At 68.2% G+C, this 23450-nt stretch carries 22 protein-coding genes; 20 read left to right on the top strand and 2 right to left on the bottom strand.

All coding sequences use genetic code 11. The features are described 5' to 3' along the window. Positions 1–52: 52 nt before the first annotated feature. The gene (locus ABEU20_RS19975; RefSeq protein ID WP_420166113.1) at positions 53–778 is read right to left on the bottom strand and encodes an SIMPL domain-containing protein; all 726 of its coding nucleotides are present in this window, start codon (positions 776–778) and stop codon (positions 53–55) included. 131 nt (positions 779–909) lie between these two features. On the opposite strand from ABEU20_RS19975, the gene ABEU20_RS19970 reads away from it, so the two are divergent. The 10 genes from ABEU20_RS19970 (at position 910) to pdxT (ending at position 10681) form a co-directional block, all read left to right on the top strand. Next, positions 910–1398, top strand: a complete 489-nt coding sequence (locus ABEU20_RS19970; protein ID WP_420166275.1) for a TIGR02611 family protein — start codon at positions 910–912, stop codon at positions 1396–1398. Between the two features lie 110 nt (positions 1399–1508). After that, the gene (thrS, locus tag ABEU20_RS19965; RefSeq protein WP_420166112.1) at positions 1509–3560 is read left to right on the top strand and encodes a threonine--tRNA ligase; all 2052 of its coding nucleotides are present in this window, start codon (positions 1509–1511) and stop codon (positions 3558–3560) included. After that, positions 3557–4117 carry an HIT family protein gene (locus tag ABEU20_RS19960; RefSeq protein ID WP_420166111.1) on the top strand — a complete coding sequence of 187 codons (561 nt, stop codon included), beginning with the start codon at positions 3557–3559 and terminating at the stop codon, positions 4115–4117. The genes thrS and ABEU20_RS19960 overlap by 4 nt, the downstream gene beginning before the upstream one ends. A gap of 94 nt (positions 4118–4211) precedes the next feature. Next, positions 4212–4901, top strand: coding sequence for a phosphatidylinositol phosphate synthase (gene pgsA / locus ABEU20_RS19955; RefSeq protein WP_420166110.1), 690 nt, complete (start codon positions 4212–4214; stop codon positions 4899–4901). Further along, complete coding sequence (locus tag ABEU20_RS19950; protein WP_420166109.1) at positions 4898–5803, top strand: phosphatidylinositol mannoside acyltransferase; 906 nt, start codon at positions 4898–4900, stop codon at positions 5801–5803. The genes pgsA and ABEU20_RS19950 overlap by 4 nt, the downstream gene beginning before the upstream one ends. Beyond that, positions 5800–6927, top strand: coding sequence for a glycosyltransferase family 4 protein (locus ABEU20_RS19945; RefSeq protein ID WP_420166108.1), 1128 nt, complete (start codon positions 5800–5802; stop codon positions 6925–6927). Before ABEU20_RS19950 ends, ABEU20_RS19945 begins: the two co-directional genes overlap by 4 nt. Next, complete coding sequence (locus ABEU20_RS19940; protein ID WP_420166107.1) at positions 6924–7940, top strand: NUDIX hydrolase; 1017 nt, start codon at positions 6924–6926, stop codon at positions 7938–7940. Before ABEU20_RS19945 ends, ABEU20_RS19940 begins: the two co-directional genes overlap by 4 nt. Before the next feature lie 205 nt (positions 7941–8145). Next, entirely contained in the window at positions 8146–9048 is a 903-nt protein-coding gene (gene pdxS, locus ABEU20_RS19935; protein ID WP_420166106.1) for a pyridoxal 5'-phosphate synthase lyase subunit PdxS, read from the top strand. 107 nt (positions 9049–9155) lie between these two features. Next, positions 9156–9977 (top strand): acyl-CoA thioesterase, encoded by an 822-nt coding sequence (locus tag ABEU20_RS19930; RefSeq protein ID WP_420166105.1) that lies wholly within the window; start codon positions 9156–9158, stop codon positions 9975–9977. Positions 9978–10075: 98 nt separating this feature from the next. Next, a complete protein-coding gene (pdxT, locus tag ABEU20_RS19925; protein WP_420166104.1) occupies positions 10076–10681 on the top strand; it encodes a pyridoxal 5'-phosphate synthase glutaminase subunit PdxT in 606 nt (201 codons plus the stop codon). A 27-nt stretch (positions 10682–10708) separates the two neighbouring features. Here pdxT and ABEU20_RS19920 read toward each other — a convergent pair whose 3' ends face one another. Beyond that, complete coding sequence (locus ABEU20_RS19920) at positions 10709–11743, bottom strand: alpha/beta hydrolase (RefSeq protein ID WP_420166103.1); 1035 nt, start codon at positions 11741–11743, stop codon at positions 10709–10711. Positions 11744–12036: 293 nt separating this feature from the next. On the opposite strand from ABEU20_RS19920, the gene ABEU20_RS19915 reads away from it, so the two are divergent. From ABEU20_RS19915 to ABEU20_RS19870, 10 genes are all read left to right on the top strand, one after another. Next, positions 12037–12789: a YebC/PmpR family DNA-binding transcriptional regulator gene (locus ABEU20_RS19915; RefSeq protein ID WP_420166102.1), complete on the top strand. Its 753-nt coding sequence runs from the start codon at positions 12037–12039 to the stop codon at positions 12787–12789. A 97-nt stretch (positions 12790–12886) separates the two neighbouring features. Next, on the top strand, positions 12887–13462 hold the full coding sequence (gene ruvC, locus ABEU20_RS19910; protein WP_420166101.1) for a crossover junction endodeoxyribonuclease RuvC: 576 nt from the start codon (positions 12887–12889) through the stop codon (positions 13460–13462). Further along, a complete protein-coding gene (gene ruvA, locus ABEU20_RS19905; protein ID WP_420166100.1) occupies positions 13459–14064 on the top strand; it encodes a Holliday junction branch migration protein RuvA in 606 nt (201 codons plus the stop codon). The genes ruvC and ruvA overlap by 4 nt, the downstream gene beginning before the upstream one ends. Positions 14065–14078: 14 nt before the next feature. Beyond that, positions 14079–15185, top strand: coding sequence for a Holliday junction branch migration DNA helicase RuvB (ruvB, locus tag ABEU20_RS19900; RefSeq protein WP_420166274.1), 1107 nt, complete (start codon positions 14079–14081; stop codon positions 15183–15185). A 176-nt stretch (positions 15186–15361) separates the two neighbouring features. Beyond that, on the top strand, positions 15362–15694 hold the full coding sequence (gene yajC / locus ABEU20_RS19895; RefSeq protein ID WP_420166099.1) for a preprotein translocase subunit YajC: 333 nt from the start codon (positions 15362–15364) through the stop codon (positions 15692–15694). A 132-nt stretch (positions 15695–15826) separates the two neighbouring features. Then, entirely contained in the window at positions 15827–17512 is a 1686-nt protein-coding gene (gene secD / locus ABEU20_RS19890) for a protein translocase subunit SecD (RefSeq protein WP_420166098.1), read from the top strand. A gap of 2 nt (positions 17513–17514) precedes the next feature. Then, the gene (secF, locus tag ABEU20_RS19885) at positions 17515–18690 is read left to right on the top strand and encodes a protein translocase subunit SecF (RefSeq protein ID WP_420166097.1); all 1176 of its coding nucleotides are present in this window, start codon (positions 17515–17517) and stop codon (positions 18688–18690) included. 1 nt (position 18691) lies between these two features. Beyond that, positions 18692–20440 carry an ABC transporter substrate-binding protein gene (locus tag ABEU20_RS19880; RefSeq protein ID WP_420166096.1) on the top strand — a complete coding sequence of 583 codons (1749 nt, stop codon included), beginning with the start codon at positions 18692–18694 and terminating at the stop codon, positions 20438–20440. 8 nt (positions 20441–20448) lie between these two features. Further along, positions 20449–21015, top strand: coding sequence for an adenine phosphoribosyltransferase (locus ABEU20_RS19875; RefSeq protein ID WP_420166095.1), 567 nt, complete (start codon positions 20449–20451; stop codon positions 21013–21015). 81 nt (positions 21016–21096) lie between these two features. Next, positions 21097–23433, top strand: coding sequence for a RelA/SpoT family protein (locus tag ABEU20_RS19870; protein ID WP_420166094.1), 2337 nt, complete (start codon positions 21097–21099; stop codon positions 23431–23433). Positions 23434–23450 lie beyond the last annotated feature (17 nt).

The raw sequence follows: 23450 nt of genomic DNA, 5'->3' as shown, positions 1-23450 counted from the left end.
TTTCTTGTTCTCGACCTTCGACCCGCCCCGCCGAAGCGGGCGGATCGGTCGATCAGTCGATGTCGTACGTGATCGCCACATTCACAGTCAGTTCCTGCGAACCTGCCTGGATCGGCACGGCATCCGCCAGCGCCATGTCGGGTGCGCGCATGAAGGGATTCGGCGCACCTTGCGTCTGCGGAACCTCGACGATCGAGCGCACCTTCCCGAGTGTCACGCCGGCCGCATCCGCCATCTGTCGGGCCTGCTCCTGCGCCTGCTGGACGGCGCGGCTGCGTGCCTCGGCTCGCAGGTCGCTGTCGTCGGCGATGGAGAAACTCGTCTGCCGCACCCGGATGGCGTCCCCGGTGGCGGCCGCGGCCGCGTCGATGACCGCGCCCGCCTGGGAGATGTCGTGCAGGGTCGCGGTCACCTGGTTGCTGACCTGGTAGCCGTTGATCCTGCCGCTCTGCTCCCAGGTCGGATCGACTGTCAACTCACTGGTGCGAATGTCCTCGGTGGCGACGCCCTTGCTCTTCAGGGTCTCGATGAGGGCGGTGGCTCGCTGCGAGTTGTCCTGCAGTGCGGCCTGCGCCTCGGTTGCCTGGGTCTGCACGCCCAGTGTCACGGTCAGCGTGTCGGGGGTGCCCGCGATCGTGCCGGTGCCCTGGGCGCTGATCCCAGTCTGCTGGGTGCCCGGTGAGTCCGACGATCCGGAGGCGCAACCTGTCAGAACCAGTAGGCCGGTGGCCGCCGCTGCGACCGTCGCGATGGTGCGCTTCGTCTTGATTGTTGGCATCGGATCACTATTTCGGACCGAGGTGTCCACCGAGGCCGATTCGTCTGAATCGAACTCCCGGCCGGTCCGGGTCCGTCGGTACTCTCGAGGTACGCCGGTGGGCAACCGGCGCGGACGACGACGCGACGGTGGTGCGGATCATGGACGGTCAGGCGGTGAGCAAGCCCGTGCACGAGGACGCGCCGGAGGGGTCGTCCGAACGCGACGGATTCCATCCCATCGAGGACGCCGAGAACCGCTGGCTCCGCTGGCGCCGGCGAATCGCCCGAAACACGTCGTTGAACCTCGCCTACCGAATCGGGGTCGGGGTCGTCGGTGCCGTAGTGCTCGCCGTCGGCATCGTCACGATTCCCTATCCCGGACCGGGATGGCTGATCGTGTTCGCCGGGCTGGGCATCCTGGCCTCGGAGTTCGCGTGGGCCTACCGGCTTCTCCACTGGGCGCGCGCCCGCTACGACCGCTTCATGGTCTGGTTCTCCCACCAGTCCACCTTCGTCAAGGGCCTCGGGTTGCTGTTCACCACCGCCGTCGTTCTCGCGACGCTGTGGATCCTCGGGACCTTCGGACTGGTCGGCGGCTGGGTGGGCCTCGAACAGCCGTGGTTGGAGAGCCCTCTGTAGCGCTCGGGTGGCCGGGCCGTGGGACGGTTCCCCGAGTTGATCGGCCATGCCGATAACATGGGATCGCCCCTCATCCGGGGGCACACCCTCATACATAGGAGCGCATCGCCGTGACCACGCCCGCATCCGTCACCCCAGCCGCACGTGTCCAGGTGCCAGCCGGGACCACTGCGGGCACGGCGGTTCGCGATGCCGGACTCCCCGTCAAGGGGCCCGAGACGATCGTCGTCGTCCGTGATGCCGAGGGCAACCTCAAGGACCTGTCGTGGACGCCGGACGTCGACGTCGAGGTCGAGGCCGTCGCCGCCGACACCGAGGACGGCCGCAGCGTGATCCGGCACTCGGCCGCCCACGTCCTGGCGCAGGCCGTCCAGCAGGAGTTCCCGGACGCCAAGCTCGGCATCGGCCCGCCGATCAAGGACGGCTTCTACTACGACTTCCAGGTGGAGCGTCCCTTCACGCCGGAGGACCTCGCGAAGCTCGAGAAGCGCATGAAGAAGATCGTCAAGGACGCACAGCGGTTCTCCCGTCGCGTCGTCGACGATCTCGACGATGCCCGAGCGGAGCTCGCGAACGAGCCGTTCAAGCTCGAGCTCATCGACGACAAGTCGGGCATCGACGACCCGGAGGTCATGGAGGTCGGCGGCGGCGAGCTGACGATCTACGACAACCTCAACCCGCGTACGGGCGAGGTGATCTGGAAGGACCTGTGCCGCGGTCCGCACATCCCGACCACGAAGTTCATCCCGGCGTTCAAGATCACGCGCAGCTCGGCGGCCTACTGGCGCGGCGATCAGAGCCGTGAGGATCTGCAGCGCGTCTACGGCACCGCGTGGGAGTCGACCGAGGCGCTCGACAAGCACCTCGAGTTGCTGGCCGAGGCCGAGCGTCGCGACCATCGCAAGCTCGGTGCCGAACTCGATCTGTTCTCGTTCCCAGACGAACTGGGCTCGGGCCTGCCGGTGTTCCATCCCAAGGGCGGCATCATCCGTCAGGAGATGGAGAACTACTCGCGCAAGCGGCACGTCGAGGAGGGCTACGAGTTCGTCTACTCGCCCCACATCACCAAGGGGCATCTGTACGAGGTCTCCGGTCACCTCGACTGGTACAAGGACGGCATGTTCCCGGCGATGCACATCGACGAGGAGCTCAACGAGGACGGCACGGTCCGCAAGCCGGGCCAGGACTACTACCTCAAGCCGATGAACTGCCCGATGCACAATCTCGTGTTCGGGTCGCGGGGTCGCTCCTACCGGGAGCTGCCGTTGCGTCTGTTCGAGTTCGGCTCGGTGTACCGCTACGAGAAGTCCGGCGTCGTGCACGGACTCACCCGCGTCCGCGGCATGACGCAGGACGACGCGCACATCTACTGCACCAAGGAGCAGATGCGCGACGAGCTGACCACGACGCTGAAGTTCGTCCTGGGTCTGCTGAAGGACTACGGTCTCGACGACTTCTACCTCGAGCTGTCGACGAAGAACCCCGAGAAGTTCGTGGGTGACGACGCGCTGTGGGAGGAAGCCACCGAGACGCTGCGCGAGGTCGGCGAGGCGTCGGGCCTGAACCTGGTGCCGGACCCGGGCGGAGCCGCGTTCTACGGCCCCAAGATCTCGGTGCAGGTCCAGGATGCGCTGGGGCGCAGCTGGCAGATGTCGACCATCCAGCTCGACTTCAACCTGCCCGAGCGTTTCGACCTCGAGTACACCGGCAGTGACGGCACCAAGCAGCGTCCGGTCATGATCCACCGCGCGCTGTTCGGCTCGATCGAGCGTTTCTTCGGTGTCCTCACCGAGCACTACGCGGGAGCGTTCCCGGCGTGGCTGGCGCCCGTCCAGGTGGTGGGCATCCCGGTCGCCGAGGCGTTCGAGGACCACCTGTTCGACGTCGTCAAGCAGCTCAAGGCCGTCGGCGTGCGCGCCGAGGTCGACGTCAGCGACGACCGCATGCAGAAGAAGATCCGCAACCACACCACCCAGAAGGTGCCGTTCATGCTGCTCGCAGGCGAGCGTGACGTCGAAGCGGGGGCGGTGAGCTTCCGCTTCCGGGACGGCACCCAGGTCAACGGCGTGCCGGTCGCGGATGCGGTCGAGACGATCGCGGCGTGGATCGGTCGTCGCGAGAATGCTTCGCCCACAGCGGAACTCGTGGGCGGTGCCCAGTGACCGACCAGGCGGACGGCAACACCGACAACGGCACCCTCGTCGACACCGGCCCGGGTGATCCGGACCGGCTGCAGCGACTGTGGTCGCCGCACCGGATGTCGTACATCGCAGAGGCTCCCAAGGCGTCGAAGTCGAGCGAGGGGCCCTTCAGCGAGATCCCGAAGATGAGCGACGAGGAAGGCCTGATTGTCGCCCGGGGCGAGGCGGTGTACGCGGTTCTGAACCTGTACCCGTACAACCCGGGCCACCTGATGGTGGTGCCGTATCGCCGGGTCGCGGCACTCGAGGACCTCACCTCGGAGGAGAGCACCGAGTTGATGGCGTTCACGCAGCAGGCGATCCGGGTGATCAAGCGGGTGTCGAATCCGGACGGGTTCAACGTCGGGCTCAACCTCGGTGCGGCGGCGGGCGGTTCGCTCGCCGAACACCTGCACCAGCACATCGTTCCCCGGTGGGGTGGCGATGCGAACTTCATCACCGTCCTTGGCGGCGCGAAGGTGATGCCGCAGTTGCTCCGGGAGACCCGGGCGCTGCTCGCGGGGGCCTGGGACGCGTGATCTCCAAGGGCCGGCGGGGAAATCGCATGGCAGGATCGGATACGGGGTCCGCTGGGGCGCGCCACCGCGGTAGGTCGGGAGAGGGGGGAGAGGGATGCTGAGCTTCTTCGGGCGTGCGTCGGTGTCCAAGGTGACGGCACCGATGGGCAAGGCGTTGGTGAAGACGGGTCTCACACCCGATGCGGTGACCGTGATCGGCACCGTGGCCAGCATCGCGGGCGCATTGACGCTGTTCCCTTCCGGCCATTTGTTCTGGGGAGCCATGTTCATCTGGTTCTTCGTCATGTTCGACATGCTCGACGGCGCCATGGCCCGCGCGCGCGGCGGCGGAACACGCTACGGGGCAGTGCTCGACGCCACGTGCGACCGGATCGCCGACGGTGCCATCTTCTCGGGGCTCGCGTGGTGGGCGGTCTACCACGAGGGCAGCAAGAGCCTGCTGGTCGCAACGCTGATCTGTCTCGTGAGCTCCCAGGTGATCTCGTACGCGAAGGCACGTGCCGAAGCGAGCGGGTTGTCCGCGGACGGCGGCCTGATCGAGCGACCGGACCGGTTGATCATCGTCCTCGTGGGTGCCGGGTTCACCGGTATCGCAGGTCATTTCGACATTGCCTGGTTCCACTGGTCGGTCTACGTCGCGATGTGGGTCCTCGCGGCGGCGAGCATCGTCACGGTGTTCCAGCGGGTGCTCGCAGTGCGCAACTCCGCCGGCGCGCGTGACGTCCTGCCGATTTCGCCGAAGAACGACGAGCAGACCTCCGGTGCAGGGGAGGCGTCGACGTGAGTCTCGCCGAGCGGGCCGCCGACCTCGGTTACGCGACGGGGTGGCGTGTGGTTCGGGCCCTGCCCGAACGGGCGGCCGTCTCGATCTTCGATGCGGGCGCCGATTTCGCGGCGCGCCGCAAGGGCGGCCCACAGCAGTTGCGGCGCAACCTCGCCCGCGTGCTGGCTGTCGCTCCCGAGGACGTGCCGGACGATCTGATCCGGGATTCTCTGCGCTCCTACGCCCGGTATTGGCGCGAGGCTTTCCGCCTGCCGTCGATGGATCTGGCCGCGACGGCGGCCGCCGTCGACTCGAGTGTCGAGGGCCAGGAGTATCTCGAGCAGGCGATGGAAGCCGGCAAGGGTGCCATCCTGGCGCTGCCGCACAGTGGCAACTGGGACATGGCCGGGGTGTGGTGCACGCAGAGGTGGGGCGGCCTGTCGACCGTCGCCGAGCGGCTGAAGCCCGAGTCGCTGTATCTCCGGTTCGTCGACTATCGCGAGAGCCTCGGATTCGAGATCTTTCCGCTGAGCGGTGGTGAGGCACCCCCGTTCGTCGAACTGACGCACCGGCTGCAGGCGAACAAGGTCGTGTGTCTGCTCGGCGAGCGGGATCTCGCCGCGAAAGGCGTGCCGGTCACCTTCTTCGGAGAGCCGACCCGCATGCCCGCAGGGCCGGCCAAGCTCGCGATCGAGACCGGCGCGGTCCTGCTGCCCGTGCACTGCTGGTTCACCGACGGTGGTTGGGGATTCTCGATCGATCCGCCGATCGACGTCTCGGTCGGGCTCGACCGGGCCACGCAGTCGCTGGCCGACCGTTTCGCCGCGAACATCGCTGCCCACCCCGCGGACTGGCACATGCTCCAGCCGCTCTGGCTCGACGACCTCTCCGAGGCTCGTCGCGCCCGCATGGAGTCGCGATGAAGATCGGAATGGTCTGCCCGTACTCCTTCGACGTGCCGGGCGGCGTGCAGGCGCACGTCGTCGAGTTGGCCCAGGTGTTCATCGAGCGTGGGCACAAGGTGAGTGTGCTGGCACCGGCGTCGGAGGGCACGGAACTGCCGGACTTCGTCGTTTCTGCCGGCCGCGCGGTCGCGATTCCCTACAACGGATCGGTTGCACGCCTGACGTTCGGGCCCGTCTCGTACTCGCGGGTGCGACGGTGGATCGCCGACAACGACTTCGACGTGCTCCACATCCACGAACCCAACGCGCCGAGCCTGTCGATGCTCGCGATGAAGATCGCTGAGGGGCCCATCGTCGCGACGTTCCACACGTCGACCACGAAGTCGCTGGTGCTCAGCACCTTCCAGGGTGTTCTCCAGCCGTACCTCGAGAAGATCAGTGGCCGGATCGCGGTGTCCGAGCTGGCCCGGCGGTGGCAGGTCGAGTCCCTGGGCTCGGACGCGGTGGAGATCCCCAACGGCGTCGACGTGCCGGCCTTCGCGAACGCCGCGCCGCTGCCCGGATACCCACGATCCGGACCGACGGTGCTGTTCCTCGGTCGCTACGACGAGCCACGCAAGGGCATGGCGGTGTTGCTCGGCGCACTGCCCACGCTGGTCGAGAAGTACCCGGACCTCGAGATCCTGGTGGTCGGGCGCGGTGACGAGGAGAAACTGCGCAAGGAGGCCGGACGCCATGCCGGACATCTGCGCCTGCTCGGCCAGGTGAGCGACGCGGAGAAGGCGTCGGCCCTGCGCAGTGCCGACGTGTACTGCGCGCCCAACCTCGGCGGTGAGAGCTTCGGCATCGTGCTCGTCGAGGCGATGGCGGCCGGAACTCCCGTCGTGGCAAGCGAACTCGATGCGTTCCGCCGCGTTCTGCGCGACGGCACCGCGGGCCTGCTCGTCCCGGTCGGCGATTCGGTGGCTCTCGCGGCCGCGCTCGATTCCGTGCTCGGTGACGACGACCGGCGCCGGTCTCTGACCGACGTCGCGAGTGTCGTCGTCGGCGAGTACGACTGGCCTGTGGTGGCCGAGCAGATCCTGCGGGTGTACGAGACGGTGACCGTCGGATCGACCGGTGTGCGAGAGGTGCGTTCGTGACCTTCTCGGCTATGACCATCCTGATCCTCGCGTTGATCGCGGCTGCCGTCGCGGTCGTGGGGGCGTGGGCGTACGGCACGGCGAACCGGCTCGACCGCCTGCACGTGCGTTCCGATCTGTCGTGGCAGGCGCTGGACGCGGCTCTTGCCCGACGGGCTGTCGTGGTCCGGGCCATCGCGGCCGCGATGGCGTCGGCACCGGGCGAGAGCAGACGCCTGTCGACGCTCGCCGGTCAGGCGGAACGCGCGGAACGATTCCAGCGGGAGTCGGCGGAGAACGCGCTCTCGGGCGCGCTGGCGACCCTCGACGCCCACGCGTTGCCGCCGCAGCTGGTGGCCGAACTGGCCGACGCCGAGGCGCGGGTGCTGATCGCGCGGCGGTTCCACAACGACGCGGTGCGCGACACTCTCGCGCTGCGGACCCGCAGACCCGTCCGCTGGCTGCATCTGGGCGGTACGGCGCCGCTGCCGACCTACTTCGAGATCGCGGAGCGGACGGAGCCGTCCGGTCTGCAACTCGACGAGGTCCGCACGTCGGCGCGTGTCGTGATGCTGGGCGATCGCGGCCGGGTGCTGCTGGTGCGAGGTCACGACCCCGACAAGCCCGACACGTCGTTCTGGTTCACGATCGGCGGCGCCGTCGAGACGGGGGAGACCCTCCGTGCCGCGGCTGTCCGTGAGATCCACGAGGAGACCGGTCTGACGGTGGAGCCCGACTCCCTGCGGGGGCCGTTGTGGCGCCGGGTGGCGATCTTCCCGTTCGCCGGCGAACTGATCCGGTCGGAGGAGCTGTTCTTCGCCGTCCGTACCGAGGAGTTCGTCCCGCATCGGGGTGGTTTCACGGAACTCGAGCAGCGCACGATCCTCGAGCACCGGTGGTGCACCGCCGCCGAGATCCGGGCCATCCAGGGCGGCGGCGAGGCCGTGTACCCGCAGGACCTGCCCGAGCTGCTCGACGAGGCCAATCTGGCGGTCGTCCGGCGCGACGAACCCGAGGTGCGCGCCATCCGCTGACGCGCCGTCGTGACGGTCTCCGATCGGTGCGGACACCTATGACCGTCGCCACAACAGGCCAGGTATCGGGCACTGGCTATGGGGCGGCTCGGGGCGTCGTCATAGAATTGCCCACGCGCTGTGGCACTGCGAGCTCGAGCTGGGCTGAGCTGGTCCCGGCGTGTCAGACATTTCCCCGAAGCCGGCGAGAACCCAGGAGTTTGCTGTGAGCACCCCCGACACCACCCCCACTACCGGCACGGCGCGCGTCAAGCGGGGCATGGCCGAGATGCTCAAGGGCGGCGTCATCATGGACGTGGTCACCGCCGAGCAGGCCAAGATCGCCGAGGACGCCGGCGCTGTCGCGGTCATGGCGCTCGAGCGTGTGCCCGCCGACATCCGCGCCCAGGGCGGCGTCTCGCGCATGTCGGATCCGGACATGATCGACGGCATCATCGAGGCCGTCTCCATCCCGGTCATGGCCAAGGCCCGCATCGGCCACTTCGTCGAGGCCCAGATCCTGCAGTCGCTGGGTGTCGACTACGTCGACGAGTCCGAGGTCCTCACCCCGGCCGACTACGAGAACCACATCGACAAGTTCGCCTTCACCGTCCCGTTCGTGTGTGGCGCCACCAACCTCGGTGAGGCCCTGCGCCGCATCAACGAGGGCGCGGCGATGATCCGATCCAAGGGCGAGGCCGGCACCGGCGACGTCTCCAACGCCACCACCCACATGCGCAAGATCCGGCAGGAGATCCGCCGCCTGACCTCGCTGCCCGAGGACGAGCTGTACGTCGCGGCCAAGGAACTGCAGGCTCCCTACGATCTCGTCGTCGAGGTCGCCAAGGCCGGCAAGCTGCCCGTCACCCTGTTCACCGCCGGCGGCATCGCGACCCCCGCCGATGCGGCGATGATGATGCAGCTCGGCGCCGAGGGCGTGTTCGTCGGCTCGGGCATCTTCAAGTCCGGCAACCCCGCCGAGCGGGCCGCCGCGATCGTCAAGGCCACCACCTTCCACGACGACCCGGACGTGCTCGCCAAGGTCTCCCGCGGCCTGGGCGAGGCCATGGTCGGCATCAACGTCGACGACATCCCCCAGCCCCACCGCCTCGCCGAGCGCGGCTGGTGATCTTCGGCCGGTAGACAACCGACACGACGAACGCGGTGACGGCCCGGTGTGGCCGCCACCGCGTTCGTGCGTTGCTAGCCTGAGCGGATTCGGCGGAAGGGGCCCAGATGGCGAAGATCGAGCAGATCCTGGAACTCGAGCGGCTCGAGCGGGACATCTTCCGTGGGATCGCCACGGAGACGATGCTGCCGCGCACCTTCGGGGGCCAGGTCGCCGGTCAGGCGCTCGTGTCCGCCGTGCGGACAGTGGACGAGCACTTCCACGTGCATTCGCTGCACGGCTACTTCTTGCGCCCGGGCAATCCGGTGATGCCGATCGTGTACCTCGTCGACCGGATTCGTGACGGCAGATCGTTCACGACCCGACGCGTCACCGCCGTGCAGGACGGTCAGGCGATCTTCACGATGTCGGCGTCGTTCCACGTCCTCGACGAGGGCATCGAGCACGAGGACGTGATGCCGCCCGTTCCGGCTCCCGAGGATCTGCTCGACGCCGCGTCGCTCGCGTCCGAGGAGAAGTCGTGGGAGTTCCGGGAATGGGCCGACTGGGATCTGCGGTACGTGCCGGCCGAGCAGATTCAGCGTCGGAGGGGTGTGCCGGTGCAGCAGCAGGTCTGGTTCCGCTCCCGGGAGGAGCTTCCGGACGATCCGGTCTTCCACATCTGCACGCTCGCCTACATGAGTGACATGACACTGCTGGCGTCGGCGAGTACCACCCACCCCGACACCCCGATCCAGAGCGCGTCACTCGACCACGCGCTGTGGTTCATGCGCCCGTTCCGGGCCGACGACTGGCTGCTCTACGACCAGTCCTCACCGTCGGCGGGGTTCGGGCGCGCGCTGACTCAGGGACGCATCTTCAACCGCGAGGGCCATCTGGTCGCCGCAGTGGTGCAGGAAGGGCTCACGAGGTTTCTGCGGCGCGACTGACCGCGATCCGTGCACCGTCGGCGGATGTGAACTGCGGGAGTGGTGGCTGATAGCGTTTCCGAAGTCAACAAGCGTCGAACAGTGCAGGACTTCCACTCGTGACCAATCAACCGACGATCGGCGTGCTCGCACTTCAGGGCGATGTCCGCGAACACCTCGCGGCACTCGAATCCAGTGGGGCCCGTGCGATCGGCGTTCGCCGTCTGTCCGAACTCGAATCCGTCGACGGTCTGGTGATCCCGGGCGGCGAATCGACCACGATGAGCCGCCTGCTGTCGGTGTTCGAACTGCTCGAGCCGCTCCGTGCCCGCCTGAAGGACGGAATGCCCGCCTACGGCTCGTGTGCCGGGATGATTCTGCTGGCGAGCGAGATCCTCGACACCCGTCCGGACGCGCAGCACCTCGACGGGCTCGACATCACGGTGCGTCGCAACGCGTTCGGTCGTCAGGTCGACTCGTTCGAGGCCGACCTCGACTTCACCGGGATCGACGGAGATCCGGTGCGCGCGGTGTTCATCCGCGCGCCGTGGGTCGAGCGGGTCGGACCAGGGGTCGACGTACTGGCCCGGGTGCCGGAAGGCCCCGCCGCCGACCACATCGTGGCCGTGCGGCAGGGCCCTGTCCTGGCAACCTCGTTCCATCCGGAGGTCACCGGCGACGGTCGAGTCCACCAGCTGTTCGTGGACATGGTGCGGGGGAACTGACGCCCCGCACCGGTCACCGTCCGGTGGTCACCACGCGTTGAGAGCGTCGAGGATCTGAGGACGCGACTTCCACAGCTCTGCGGACCAGTAACCCCACGCGTGAGTGCCGTCGGACGTGAAGTCGTACGTCGCAGGGATCCCGAGGCTGTTCAGCCGCGCCTCGAAGGCGCGGGTGTTCATCAGCGCCAGCGACTCGAGGCCCATCGCGTTGGATGTGTTGAACGACGTCACCGAACCCGACGAGCCGAGCGATCCGCGCAGGTCGGACGAGCCGAGCGACCCCAGCAGCGCGCCCGGTGCGTCGTACTCGCCCGGCAAGCCGTTGCCCGACGAGATGTACATCGACAGCCCCTTCAGCATCGGGGCGAACACGAACGGGTCGTTGCGCATCCAGCGGCTGTCCCAGGGCGGGCCCCACATCGCGTCGGAGTTGTACCCACCGGAGTCGAGCATCGCGATGCGGATCATCTCGCGCATGCCGGGCGCCGACAGGTTGAGATAGCCCGAGTAGGAGCCCGCGAACTTGAACTGGTCGCGGTGATACGCGGCAAGCGTGAGTGCGGCGGACCCACCCATCGACAGGCCCGTCACCGCGTTGTTGGTGCGCGAGACGCCACGGGTCTCCAGGTAGGCGGGAAGTTCCTGGGTCAGGAACGTCTCCCACTTGTAGGTGACCTTCTGCCCGTTGAAGTTGCTCGGCGCGTACCAGTCCGTATAGAAGCTGGACTGGCCGCCGACCGGCATCACGAGCGTGACGTTGTCGACGGCGAACTGCTCGAGCGCGTTGGTCTCGAACGACCACGCGTTGCGATCGTCGCGCGCCCGCATGCCGTCGAGCAGATAGAGCGCGGCGTTGCCGCCGCGCGCCGCCCACTGGATCTGGACCTTGATCGGGCCCATCGACGAGTTGACCCATGCTTCCTCGTAGCCACCCCACGGGGCGGCGTTCGCGGTGGTCGTCCCCGACACCGCCGTCAGTGCGGGCAGCAGTAGAGCCGCTGCGGTGATTCCGATCAGTCGCTTCTTCAGACGGTGGGTGAATCCCGGTCTGTGAATGCGCATTCGTTCGCCTTTCCCCCACGATCCCGGCACCTGTATGTCCGCGCCCCCGCGCGAGAGACGCCGTCCGTCGTTCTCGATGTCACATCGTAGATGTCTCTGGAAGAGTCCATTGCGGACGACCCGCTGTCCTCGGAACGTCGGCAACATCTACCGGATCGTAACCTTCGGGAAGAGGCGGTGTGTCCGGTACGGACGGGTGTGCAGGTAGCATCGAACCTCCGACAAGCGTGCAGTGGAATTGCCGTGGCTTTGTCGTATCTGCCACGGTGCACTGCAGGAAGGGGCACCCACGAATGAGCGGCCACTCCAAATGGGCCACCACCAAGCACAAGAAGGCCGTGATCGACGCCAAGCGCGGCAAGATGTTCGCGAAGCTGATCAAGAACATCGAGGTGGCAGCTCGTACGGGTGGCGGCGATCCGTCGGGTAATCCCACCCTGTACGACGCCATCCAGAAGGCCAAGAAGAGCTCGGTCCCCAACGACAACATCGAGCGCGCCCGCAAGCGCGGTGGTGGTGAGGAAGCCGGCGGCGCCGACTGGCAGACCATCATGTACGAGGGTTACGGCCCCAACGGTGTCGCCGTACTCATCGAATGCCTCACGGACAACCGCAACCGTGCTGCCGGCGAGGTTCGCACCGCGATGACCCGCAACGGCGGCAACATGGCCGACCCCGGGTCGGTCTCGTACCTGTTCACCCGCAAGGGCGTCGTGGTGCTCGAGAAGAACGGTCGCACCGAGGACGACCTCTTGGAGATCGTGCTCGAGGCGGGCGCCGAGGAGATCAACGATCTCGGGGACAGCTTCGAGATCGTGTGCGAGGCCGGCGACCTGATCCCGGTCCGTACCGCGCTCGTCGACGCCGGTGTCGACTACGAGTCCGCCGATCCGGACTTCCGTGCGTCCGTCGAGGTTCCGGTCGACGCCGAGGGTGCCCGCAAGGTGTTCAAGCTCGTCGACGCCCTCGAGGACTCCGACGACGTCCAGAACGTCTACACCAACGTCGACGTCTCCGACGAGGTGCTCGCCGAACTCGACGCCTAGTCGCCCGCAGCGCCGACTGCGTGTTGGTGCATCGTCACGCGCCCACCTCCCGCTATGCTCGAACAACTGTTCGGAAAGTAGTGCGAGAGGTGGGCGCGTGCGCGTTCTGGGTGTCGACCCCGGCCTGACGCGGTGCGGATTCGGCGTCGTGGATGCCGGCCGCGGCCGGGAGGTGATACCGGTGGCGGTCGACGTCGTGCGGACCCCGCCCGACATGGAACTCGCATCGCGACTGCTGCGGATCTCCGACGCCGCGGACGAGTGGCTCGAACGGTTCCGCCCCGGCGTCGTCGCCGTCGAGCGGGTGTTCGCGCAGCACAACGTGCGGACCGCGATGGGAACCGCGCAGGCGGGCGGCGTCGTCGCGCTCGCCGCGGCGAGGCGCGGTATCCCTGTGTGTTTTCACACGCCGAGCCAGGTGAAGGCCGCGGTGACCGGCAGCGGCACCGCGGACAAGAAGCAGGTCACCGCGATGGTCACCCGCATCCTCGGGCTCGACACCGCACCGAAGCCGGCCGATGCGGCCGACGCGCTCGCACTTGCGATCTGCCATTGTTGGCGCGCGCCGATGCTCGATCGGATGGCGGCGGCCGAGGCGGCGGCGGCCGAGCAGAAGCGGCGGTACGAGGCACGGCTGAAGGAAATTGCGGCCGGAAAGGCAGGGACACGGTGATCGCTTCGGTTCGAGGGGAAGTACTCGAGGTCGGACTGGACCACGCGGTGCTCGAGGCCGCGGGTGTCGGGTACCGCGTCAATGCGACACCCGCCACGCTCGCGACGCTGCGGCGAGGCGACGAGTCACGTCTGTTGACCGCGATGATCGTCCGCGAGGACTCGATGACGCTGTACGGCTTTGCCGATGCCGAGTCGCGCGACCTGTTCGGTCTGCTGCAGACGGTGTCCGGGGTGGGACCGCGTCTGGCGATGGCGATACTCGCGGTGCTCGAACCCGAGGCGCTCCGGAAGGCGCTTGCCGAGGGCAATGTCACCGCACTGACCCGCGTGCCGGGCATCGGCAAGCGCGGCGCCGAACGCATGGTCGTCGAGCTCCGCGACAAGGTCGAGGCCGTCGCGGTCACGGGCGAGCTGCCGGGCGCGGGTGCCGCCACGTCGGCGAGTGTCGTCCGTGACCAGGTGGTCGAGGCGCTGACCGGGCTCGGCTTCCGACTCGATCACGCCGAGAAGGCCACCGATACCGTCGTGGCCGCGGATCCCGAGGCTCCGACGTCCGCGGTGCTGCGCTCGGCGCTCGCACTGCTCGGCAAGACGCGATGATCTTCGGCGACGGCATGGACGGTGGCGGCGAGCCGGAGGACGAGTCGGCCGTCACCGCGAACTTCGTCTCCGCGGACGGCGAGATCGAGGCGAGCCTGCGGCCCAAGAGCCTGAGCGACTTCATCGGCCAGCCGCGGGTTCGCGAACAGCTGCAGTTGGTGCTCACCGGCGCGAAGATGCGTGGTGGGACGCCCGACCACGTGCTGCTGTCCGGGCCTCCCGGCCTGGGTAAGACGAGCATGGCGATGATCATCGCCACGGAACTCGGTACGTCCCTGCGCCTCACGTCGGGGCCGGCTCTCGAACGCGCGGGCGACCTGGCGGCGATGCTCAGCAATCTCGTCGAGGGCGATGTGCTGTTCATCGACGAGATCCACCGCATGGCCCGCCCCGCCGAGGAGATGCTGTACCTCGCGATGGAGGACTTCCGCGTCGACGTCGTCGTGGGCAAGGGGCCGGGTGCCACGTCGATTCCCCTCGAGGTCGCGCCGTTCACGCTCGTCGGAGCCACCACCCGGTCGGGTGCGCTCACCGGGCCGCTCCGCGACCGGTTCGGCTTCACCGCGCACATGGATTTCTACGAGCCGCACGAACTGCAGCTCATCCTGCTCCGCTCGGCGGGCATCCTCGGCATCGAACTCGGCGAGGATGCGAGCGCGGAGATCGCCGGGCGCTCGCGGGGCACGCCGCGAATCGCGAACCGGCTGCTGCGCCGGGTCCGCGACTACGCAGAGGTCCGCGCCGACGGCATCATCACTCGCGAGATCGCGCAGGCTGCCCTCGCGGTGTACGACGTGGATCCGCTCGGCCTGGACCGGTTGGACCGAGCCGTGCTGGGCGCACTGGTCCGGAGCTTCGGTGGTGGGCCGGTGGGAGTGTCGACCCTCGCCGTCGCGGTGGGGGAGGAGCCGTCGACCGTCGAGGAGGTGTGCGAGCCGTTCCTGGTGCGCGCGGGCATGATCGCCCGGACACCCCGTGGTCGCGTCGCGACGGCGGCCGCATGGGCGCAACTCGGGCTCACTCCGCCCCCGGACGCCGCGGTCGGCGGAATCGAGGTGCGGGCCCGTGAGCCGCAGCTCGGCCTCTTCGATCCGAACGACACCGAGAGGGATGAATCCTGAGGTGATTCGCCGTTCGGCAACCAGCGTTGTTCGATATGAGCGAAATGCCATCGGTGACGATTTCCCTTTCGATCGACCCGCTAGTGGCACACTGGTCACTGCGCGGCACCGACCGGTTCCGTGATCATCGCCGTGTGTAACGCCTTACATGACGAAACCCGAGGACTGACTTCCCGATGGAATTGCTGTTTCCGCTTCTGATTCTTGCTCTGCTCGTGCCGATGTTTCTCGGCATCAGGCGCCAGAAGAAGGAGATGCAGAAGACGTCCGATCTTCAGGAATCCCTGAAGATCGGCGACCGTGTCATGACCACTGCCGGCCTGCACGCGACGGTGGCCGGGCTGGACGAGGGAACGGTCGACCTGGAGATCGCTCCCGGCGTCGTCACCACGTGGTCGCGGATGGTCGTCCGCGAGCACCTCGTCGACGACGAGCCCGCGGAGACCGAGGCCGTCGACCACGACGACGAGACCCCGGACGAGACGCAGCGTCGCCTGAACGGCGAATAGTGCGGTAGCCGCCCTCGTCGGCAGGATTCTCCTGTCGGCGGGGGCGTGTTCGCGCTCGACTCGTCGAGTGGCTCGCTTGTCCTTGCTTTGCGTCATCACCTGAACCGCACGTACCGAGGAGACAGACAGACCGTGGCACCTTCGACAGGATCGGTGCACCCAGTGCGCGCGCTCGCCGTTTTCACGGCGCTCGTCGCGGCGCTGTATGCCCTGGTCTTCTTCACCGGAGACAAGTCCCCGACGCCCGAGCTCGGGATCGACCTGCAGGGCGGTACACGCGTCACCCTCACCGCGCGGACACCTGACGGCAGCACTCCCAGCCAGGACAGCCTCCGTCAGGCGCAGCAGATCATCGAGACGCGCGTCAACGGGCTCGGCGTCTCCGGATCCGAGGTCGTGATCGACGGCGACAACCTGGTGATCACGGTCCCGGGTGACGACAGCTCACAGGCGCGTTCGCTCGGTCAGACCGCCCGCCTCTACATCCGTCCGGTCGTCGGTTCGCAGGCGGCCGCCGCTCCGGGCGCGCAGCCGGCGCCCGCGACGCAGGCCCCGACCACTCCGGCTCCTGCTCCGACGGAGCCCGCTGCGACACCGGACGCGCAGGAGCGCCCCTTCCCGGCGCAGAGCCCCACCGATACGACCGAGCCCGCCCCGCCGGCTGCGCCGGCGCCGGGAGAGCCGGTGCCCGGTTCGCCCGAGGCTGCCGCCGCCGAGATCGCGAAGGCGAAGGAAACGCGTCAGAGCGAGGATCCGGCGGTCCAGCAGCAGGCGATGGCCACGCTCGACTGCTCGGCACCCGACCCGCTGCAGGGCAACGACGACCCGAACCTGCCGCTCGTCGCCTGCTCGACCGACGGCACCACCGTGTACCTGCTGGCGCCGAGCATCATCGACGGCCAGGAGATCTCCGACGCCACCTCCGGCTACAACACGCAGCAGTCGCGCTACGAGGTCAGCCTGAGCTTCAAGTCCAGCGGCAGCACCACGTGGGCGCAGTTCACGGGTGCGAACATCGGCAAGCAGGCCGCGTTCACCCTCGACTCGAAGGTCGTGAGCGCCCCCGTCGTGCAGGGCGCCACCCCGGCCGGTAGCTCGACGTCGATCACCGGCCAGTTCAACCAGACGCAGGCGCAGGAACTGGCGAACACGCTCAAGTACGGCTCGCTGCCGCTGTCGTTCCAGGCGTCCGAGGCCGAGACGGTCTCCGCGACGCTGGGTCTGGCGTCGCTCGAGGCGGGCCTCATCGCGGGCGCGGTGGGCCTCGTGCTGGTCCTCCTCTACTGCCTGGTCTACTACCGCATGCTGGGTGTGTTGACCGCGCTGTCGCTGGTCCTGTCGGGCGTCATGGTCTACGCCGTGATGGTCCTGCTCGGCCGCTACATCGGGTTCACGCTCGATCTCGCCGGCATCGCGGGCCTGATCATCGGTATCGGTATGACCGCGGACTCGTTCGTCGTGTTCTTCGAACGCATCAAGGACGAGATGCGCGAGGGCCGCAGTTTCCGGTCCGCCGTCCCGCGTGGCTGGGCGCGCGCCCGCCGGACGATCCTGTCCGGTAACGCGGTCAGCTTCATCGCGGCCGCGGTCCTCTACGTCCTCGCCGTGGGCCAGGTGCGCGGCTTCGCGTTCACCCTGGGCCTCACGACGATCCTCGACGTGGTCGTGGTGTTCCTGGTGACGTGGCCGCTGGTGTACATGGCGTCCAAGTCCCGCTTCTGGTCGAAGCCGAGCGTGAACGGTCTCGGTGCGGTCCAGCAGGTCGCTCGCGAGCGCAAGATGGTCGCGGCGTCGACCTCGACCTCCGAGGAGGCATGAACATGAGTGAGTCGAACACCTCCGCGACCTCCCCCGAGGCGAGCGAAGCGAACACCGGCAAGGCCCTGCTGCCGCACCACAGTTGGCTGCAGCGCCTGTACACCGGCACGGGCGGCTTCGAGGTCGTCGGGCGCCGCAAGTTCTACTACCTGCTCACCGGCGCGATCGTCGCGCTGTCGCTGCTGAGCATCGTCGTGCGCGGCTTCACGCTGGGCATCGAGTTCGAGGGCGGCACCCGTATCCAGTTCCCGACCCCCGAGGGTGTCACCACGGAACAGGTCGAGACGGTCTACTCCGACACCCTCGGCCAGGATCCGGTCTCGGTGCAGACGGTGGGCTCGGGATCGAGCTCGTCCATCGAGATCCGTTCGGAGGCCCTGGACGCCGGACAGGTCAACGAACTGCAGAACGCGCTGTACGACGAGTTCCAGCCGAAGGACAGCAACGGCAACACGTCGAAGAATGCGATCAGCGTCGCCGACGTCAGCGAGACCTGGGGCGGCCAGATCACCAAGAAGGCGCTCATCGCGCTCGTGGTGTTCCTGGTGATCGTGAGTATCTACATCGGCATCCGCTTCGAACGGGACATGGCGATCGCGGCGATCGTCTCGCTGTTCTTCGACATGGTCGTCACCGCGGGTGTGTACTCGCTGATCGGCTTCGAGGTCACGCCCGCGACGGTGATCGGTCTGCTCACGATCCTCGGCTTCTCGCTCTACGACACGGTCGTCGTGTTCGACAAGGTCGAGGAGAACACCCGAGGGATCCTGCACCTGAACCGGCGCACGTACGCCGAGCAGGCGAACCTGGCCGTCAACCAGACCCTGATGCGGTCGATCAACACCACGGTCATCTCGATCCTGCCGGTGATCGCGCTCATGGTCGTGGCCGTGTGGCTGCTCGGTATCGGCACGCTCAAGGACCTCGCGCTCGTCCAGTTGGTGGGCATCATCGTCGGCGCGTACTCGTCGATCTTCACCGCGACGCCGATGCTGGTGTCGATCAAGGAACGGTGGGGGCCGGTCGCCGCGCACACCAAGAAGGTCCTCGCCAAGCGGGCTGCCAACGACACGCGCGGCGGCTCGCCGCGGCCCGAGACCCGCGTGGCCTCGGCGGCAGCCTCGGCGCCGCGACCCGGTGCGGTACCGACCGGGAAGCGCAACAAGAAGAGGCGTTGACATGCCGGACGCCAACAGTCCCCGCCGGCTCCGCCGCCGCGCGGTCAGGTCGATCGTCGCCCTGACCGCCGCGGCCGCGGTCGGCGCGACCGCAGCGTGCAGCAGCGAACCGACCGATCAGGTGCCCTCGCTCGGCTACGCGATCGACAACGTGGTCACCACCTACAACGGCAATACCGTCGAGGGTTCGGCGACCGGCGCCCTGCAGGCGCTCGGCCGGGTCCTCACCGGTATGAGCTACACGGGCCCGGCGGGGGCGCCGGTGGCGGACACCGACTTCGGGACCGCGAACGTGATGCCCGGCGACACGCTCACCGTGCAGTACCGGCTCAATCCGTCGTCGGTCTACTCGGACGGGGTGCCGATCGCGTGTGACGACTTCGTCCTGGCGTGGGCAGCCGGCAGCGGCCGCTTCACGCGGCCCGGCGACGGAGGCCCGGCGCCGATGTTCGACGCCGCCACACGCGCCGGCTACGCCGACATCGAACGGGTCGACTGCCAGCCCGGCGCCAAGGACGTCACCGTCGTCTTCTCGCCCGGCCGCGGCTATCTCGGCTGGCGGTCGCTGTTCGGTGCCACCGAACTGATGCCGGCGCACGTGGCCGCGCAGGCCGCCGGTGTGCCGGACCTGGTCGGCGCGATCCGTTCGGGCGATGCGGACGCGGTCGGGCGGATCGCCGATTTCTGGAACACCGGTTGGCGCCTCGAGCCGGGGGACCTCGAACTGGCGAAATTCCCCTCGTCGGGTCCGTACCGGATCGAGTCGTACACGAGCGACGGCGGTCTGGTGCTCGTCGAGAACGAGCGCTGGTGGGGCGTCAAGCCGCAGACCTCACGGATCGTGGTGTGGCCCAAGGGTACGGACGTGCAATCGGGTATGGACGCCGGTGACATCGAGGTCGTCGACGTCGGTGCGGGTTCGGTGCCCGGTCTCGATCCGGACGGCGGATTCGATGTCGCGCACGAGCCGTCGCGCAGTGTGGAGCAACTCGTGCTCGCCACGCGGGGCGTGTTCGGGTCGGCCGACGCCCGTCGGGCTTTCGCGCTGTGCCTGCCGCGGCAGCGCCTGTACGACGAACTCGGTCACCCGGGGTTCGACCGCGCCGACGGGATCGGATCGGGTGTCATCGACTCCCGGATCACCGGGCCGGACACGTTGTTCTATCCGTCGGCGGTGGCCGCCGAGGGCGGCATGTACACCGATCCCGATGTGCCGGGGGCCATCGAGGCGCGCGAGGCGGCCGGACAGCAGCAGCTGACGGTCCGCATCGGGTATCTCGGTCCGGACGAGCGGCGCGCGCGCACCGTCGGGATCATCGCGGAATCCTGTGCCGGGGCGGGCGTCATCGTCGAGGACGCGGGCTCGCCCGACTTCTCTCCGACGGCGCTGCGCGGCGGTGAGGTCGACGCGGTGCTGGCCGGCACGGCGTCCGCGGCCGGTGCCGCGGGGACGGACTCGGTCGACGACCCGGCGTTCGCGCTGCGGACCGGCAACGGCGACAACTTCGGTTCCTTCTCGAACCGCCGGTTCGACCAGGTCGTCGACCAGCTCGCGGTCGACGCGTCGCTCGCCGCCCGCATGTCGCTGCTCGGCGAGGCCGAGGCGATCCTGTGGAACGAGATGCCGACGATCCCGCTGTTCGATCAGCCGCGCACGATCGCCCACTCGAAGGGCATGCATGCGGTGGTGCCCAATCCGACGAGGTCCGGTTCGGGGTGGAACATGGACAGGTGGATACTTCTCAGGTGATTTCTCAGATGGATGCACCCGAAGCCACGTCCCCGGAACTCGCCTCGGCGCTCGAGCGTGCGGGTGACGCGGTCACCCGTCTGACCCGCTGGTGCGACGACTTCCCGACCGCCGGTGTCCGCTTCGCGGACCTCACGCCGGTGTTCGCGGACGGCCCGGGGTACCGGTCGGTCATCGAGGGCCTCGCGGTGGCCGGCGCCGGTGCGGATCTGGTTGCGGGCGTCGACGCCCGCGGCTTCCTGCTCGGTGGCGGCGTCGCGATGGAACTGGGGTGTGGTGTCCTGGCGGTCCGCAAGGCCGGCAAGCTACCGCCTCCGGTGCACTCCGAGAGCTACTCGCTCGAGTACGGCGCGGCGACGTTGGAGATCCCGTGCGACGCGCCCGATCTGAAGGGGCGTCGTGTGTTCGTGATCGACGACGTCCTGGCCACCGGCGGCACGCTGCTCGCGGCCGCGGAGCTGCTGGCACGGGCGGGCGCCGAGGTGATCGGTGTGGCCGTGGTCCTCGAGATCGAGGAGTTGGGCGGGCGGGGGCGGTTCGACCGGTACCCGCTGACGTCGCTGGTCAGAGTCTGAGGACTACAGTTGTGCCTGGTGGTGTAGCAGTGCCGCCAGGTTCCGAGTGGCCGTGACAGCGCGGTGGCAGGAGGTGACGGCATGACCCAGCATCTTGATCGTTCCCAGAACACTGATGCCACGAATACCGACGGGGCGACCCCCGCCGAGAAGAGCGCGCCGGTGCCGACGTCGGCGTCGCGGCGCGTGCGGGCGCGGTTGGCTCGCCGCATCACCGGGCAGCGCAACGCGCCGATCCGGCCCGTGCTCGAGCCGCTCGTCGCGGTCCACCGCGAGTTGTATCCCAAGGCCGATTTCTCGCTGCTGCAGCGCGCGTACGACGTCGCCGAGCAGCGGCATGCGACGCAGTTCCGCAAGTCCGGCGATCCGTACATCACGCACCCGCTGGCGGTGGCCAACATCCTCGCCGAGTTGGGGATGGACACCACCACCCTGGTGGCGGCGTTGCTGCACGACACGGTCGAGGACACCGGGTACTCGCTCGAGGAGCTGACGGCGGAGTTCGGCGACGAGGTGGCGCACCTCGTCGACGGCGTCACCAAGCTGGACAAGGTCGTGCTCGGTTCGGCGGCCGAGGGCGAGACCATCCGCAAGATGATCATCGCGATGGCGCGCGACCCCCGTGTGCTGGTGATCAAGGTCGCCGATCGTCTGCACAACATGCGCACGATGCGCTTCCTCCCGCCGGAGAAGCAGGCCCGCAAGGCCCGCGAGACGTTGGAAGTGATTGCGCCGCTGGCACATCGCCTCGGCATGGCGACGGTGAAGTGGGAGCTCGAGGACCTCGCGTTCGCGATTCTGCATCCGAAGAAGTACGAGGAGATCGTGCGTCTGGTCGCCGACCGGGCGCCGTCGCGCGACACGTACCTGGCGAAGGTGCGGGCGGAGATCAACGCGACGCTGTCGGCGTCGCGGATCAACGCGGTGGTCGAGGGCCGGCCCAAGCACTACTGGTCGATCTATCAGAAGATGATCGTCAAGGGCCGCGACTTCGACGACATCCACGACCTGGTCGGTGTCCGGATCCTGTGCGACGAGATCCGGGACTGCTATGCCGCCGTCGGCGTGGTGCACTCGCTGTGGCAGCCGATGGCGGGCCGGTTCAAGGACTACATCGCGCAGCCGCGGTACGGCGTGTACCAGTCGTTGCACACGACGGTGATCGGCCCCGAGGGCAAGCCGCTCGAGGTGCAGATCCGAACACGGGACATGCACCGCACTGCGGAGTTCGGCATCGCCGCGCACTGGCGGTACAAGGAGACCAAGGGCCGGCACTCCAACGACATCGCCGAGGTCGACGACATGGCGTGGATGCGCCAGTTGCTCGACTGGCAGCGCGAGGCGGCGGACCCGGGCGAGTTCCTGGAGTCGCTGCGCTACGACCTGGCCGTCAAGGAGATCTTCGTCTTCACGCCCAAGGGTGACGTTGTGACGCTGCCGGCGGGGTCCACCCCGGTGGACTTCGCGTACGCCGTGCACACAGAGGTGGGGCACCGGTGTATCGGCGCCCGGGTCAACGGCCGGCTGGTGGCGCTCGAGCGGACGCTCGAGAACGGTGAGGTCGTCGAGGTCTTCACGTCGAAGGCTCCCAACGCCGGGCCGAGCCGCGACTGGCAGACGTTCGTGGTGTCGCCGCGCGCGAAGGCGAAGATCCGGCAGTGGTTCGCGAAGGAGCGCCGCGAGGAGGCACTCGAGGCCGGCAAGGACGCGATCGCCCGTGAGGTGCGCCGCGGCGGACTTCCGTTGCAGCGCTTGCTCAATGCCGAGGCGATGACCGCGTTGGCCCACGAGCTGCGATACACGGACGTCTCGGCGCTGTACACCGCGGTGGGCGAGCACAACGTGTCCGCACAGCACGTCGTGCAACGGCTCGTGGCGCACCTCGGTGGCGAGACCGCCGTCGAGGAGGAACTGGCGGAGCGGTCGACGCCGTCGACCATCCCGACCCGGTCCCGGACGTCCGGAGACGTCGGTGTGCTGGTGCCGGGTGCTCCGGGCACCGTCGCGAAGCTCGCCAAGTGCTGCACCCCGGTCCCGGGCGACGAGATCATGGGGTTCGTGACCCGCGGCGGCGCTGTCAGCGTGCACCGCACGGACTGCACCAACGCGACGTCGCTGCGCGAGCAGTCGGAGCGGATCATCGACGTCGAGTGGGCGCCGTCGCCGACGTCGCTGTTCCTCGTCGCGATCCAGATCGAGGCGCTCGACCGACACCGGCTGCTGTCGGACGTCACGAAGGCGCTCGCGGACGAGAAGGTCAACATCCTGTCGGCCTCGGTCACCACGTCCGGTGACCGGGTCGCCGTCAGCAAGTTCACGTTCGAGATGGGCGACCCGAAGCACCTGGGTCACGTGCTCAACGTGGTCCGCAACGTCGAGGGCGTCTACGACGTCTACCGGGTCACCTCGGCGGCCTAGGAAGCCTCGGACACGGA

The sequence above is a fragment of the Rhodococcus parequi genome (genome assembly GCF_046042785.1).
Classification (GTDB): Bacteria; Actinomycetota; Actinomycetes; order Mycobacteriales; family Mycobacteriaceae; genus Prescottella; species Prescottella parequi.
This window is presented reverse-complemented; position numbering and strand designations above follow the sequence as displayed.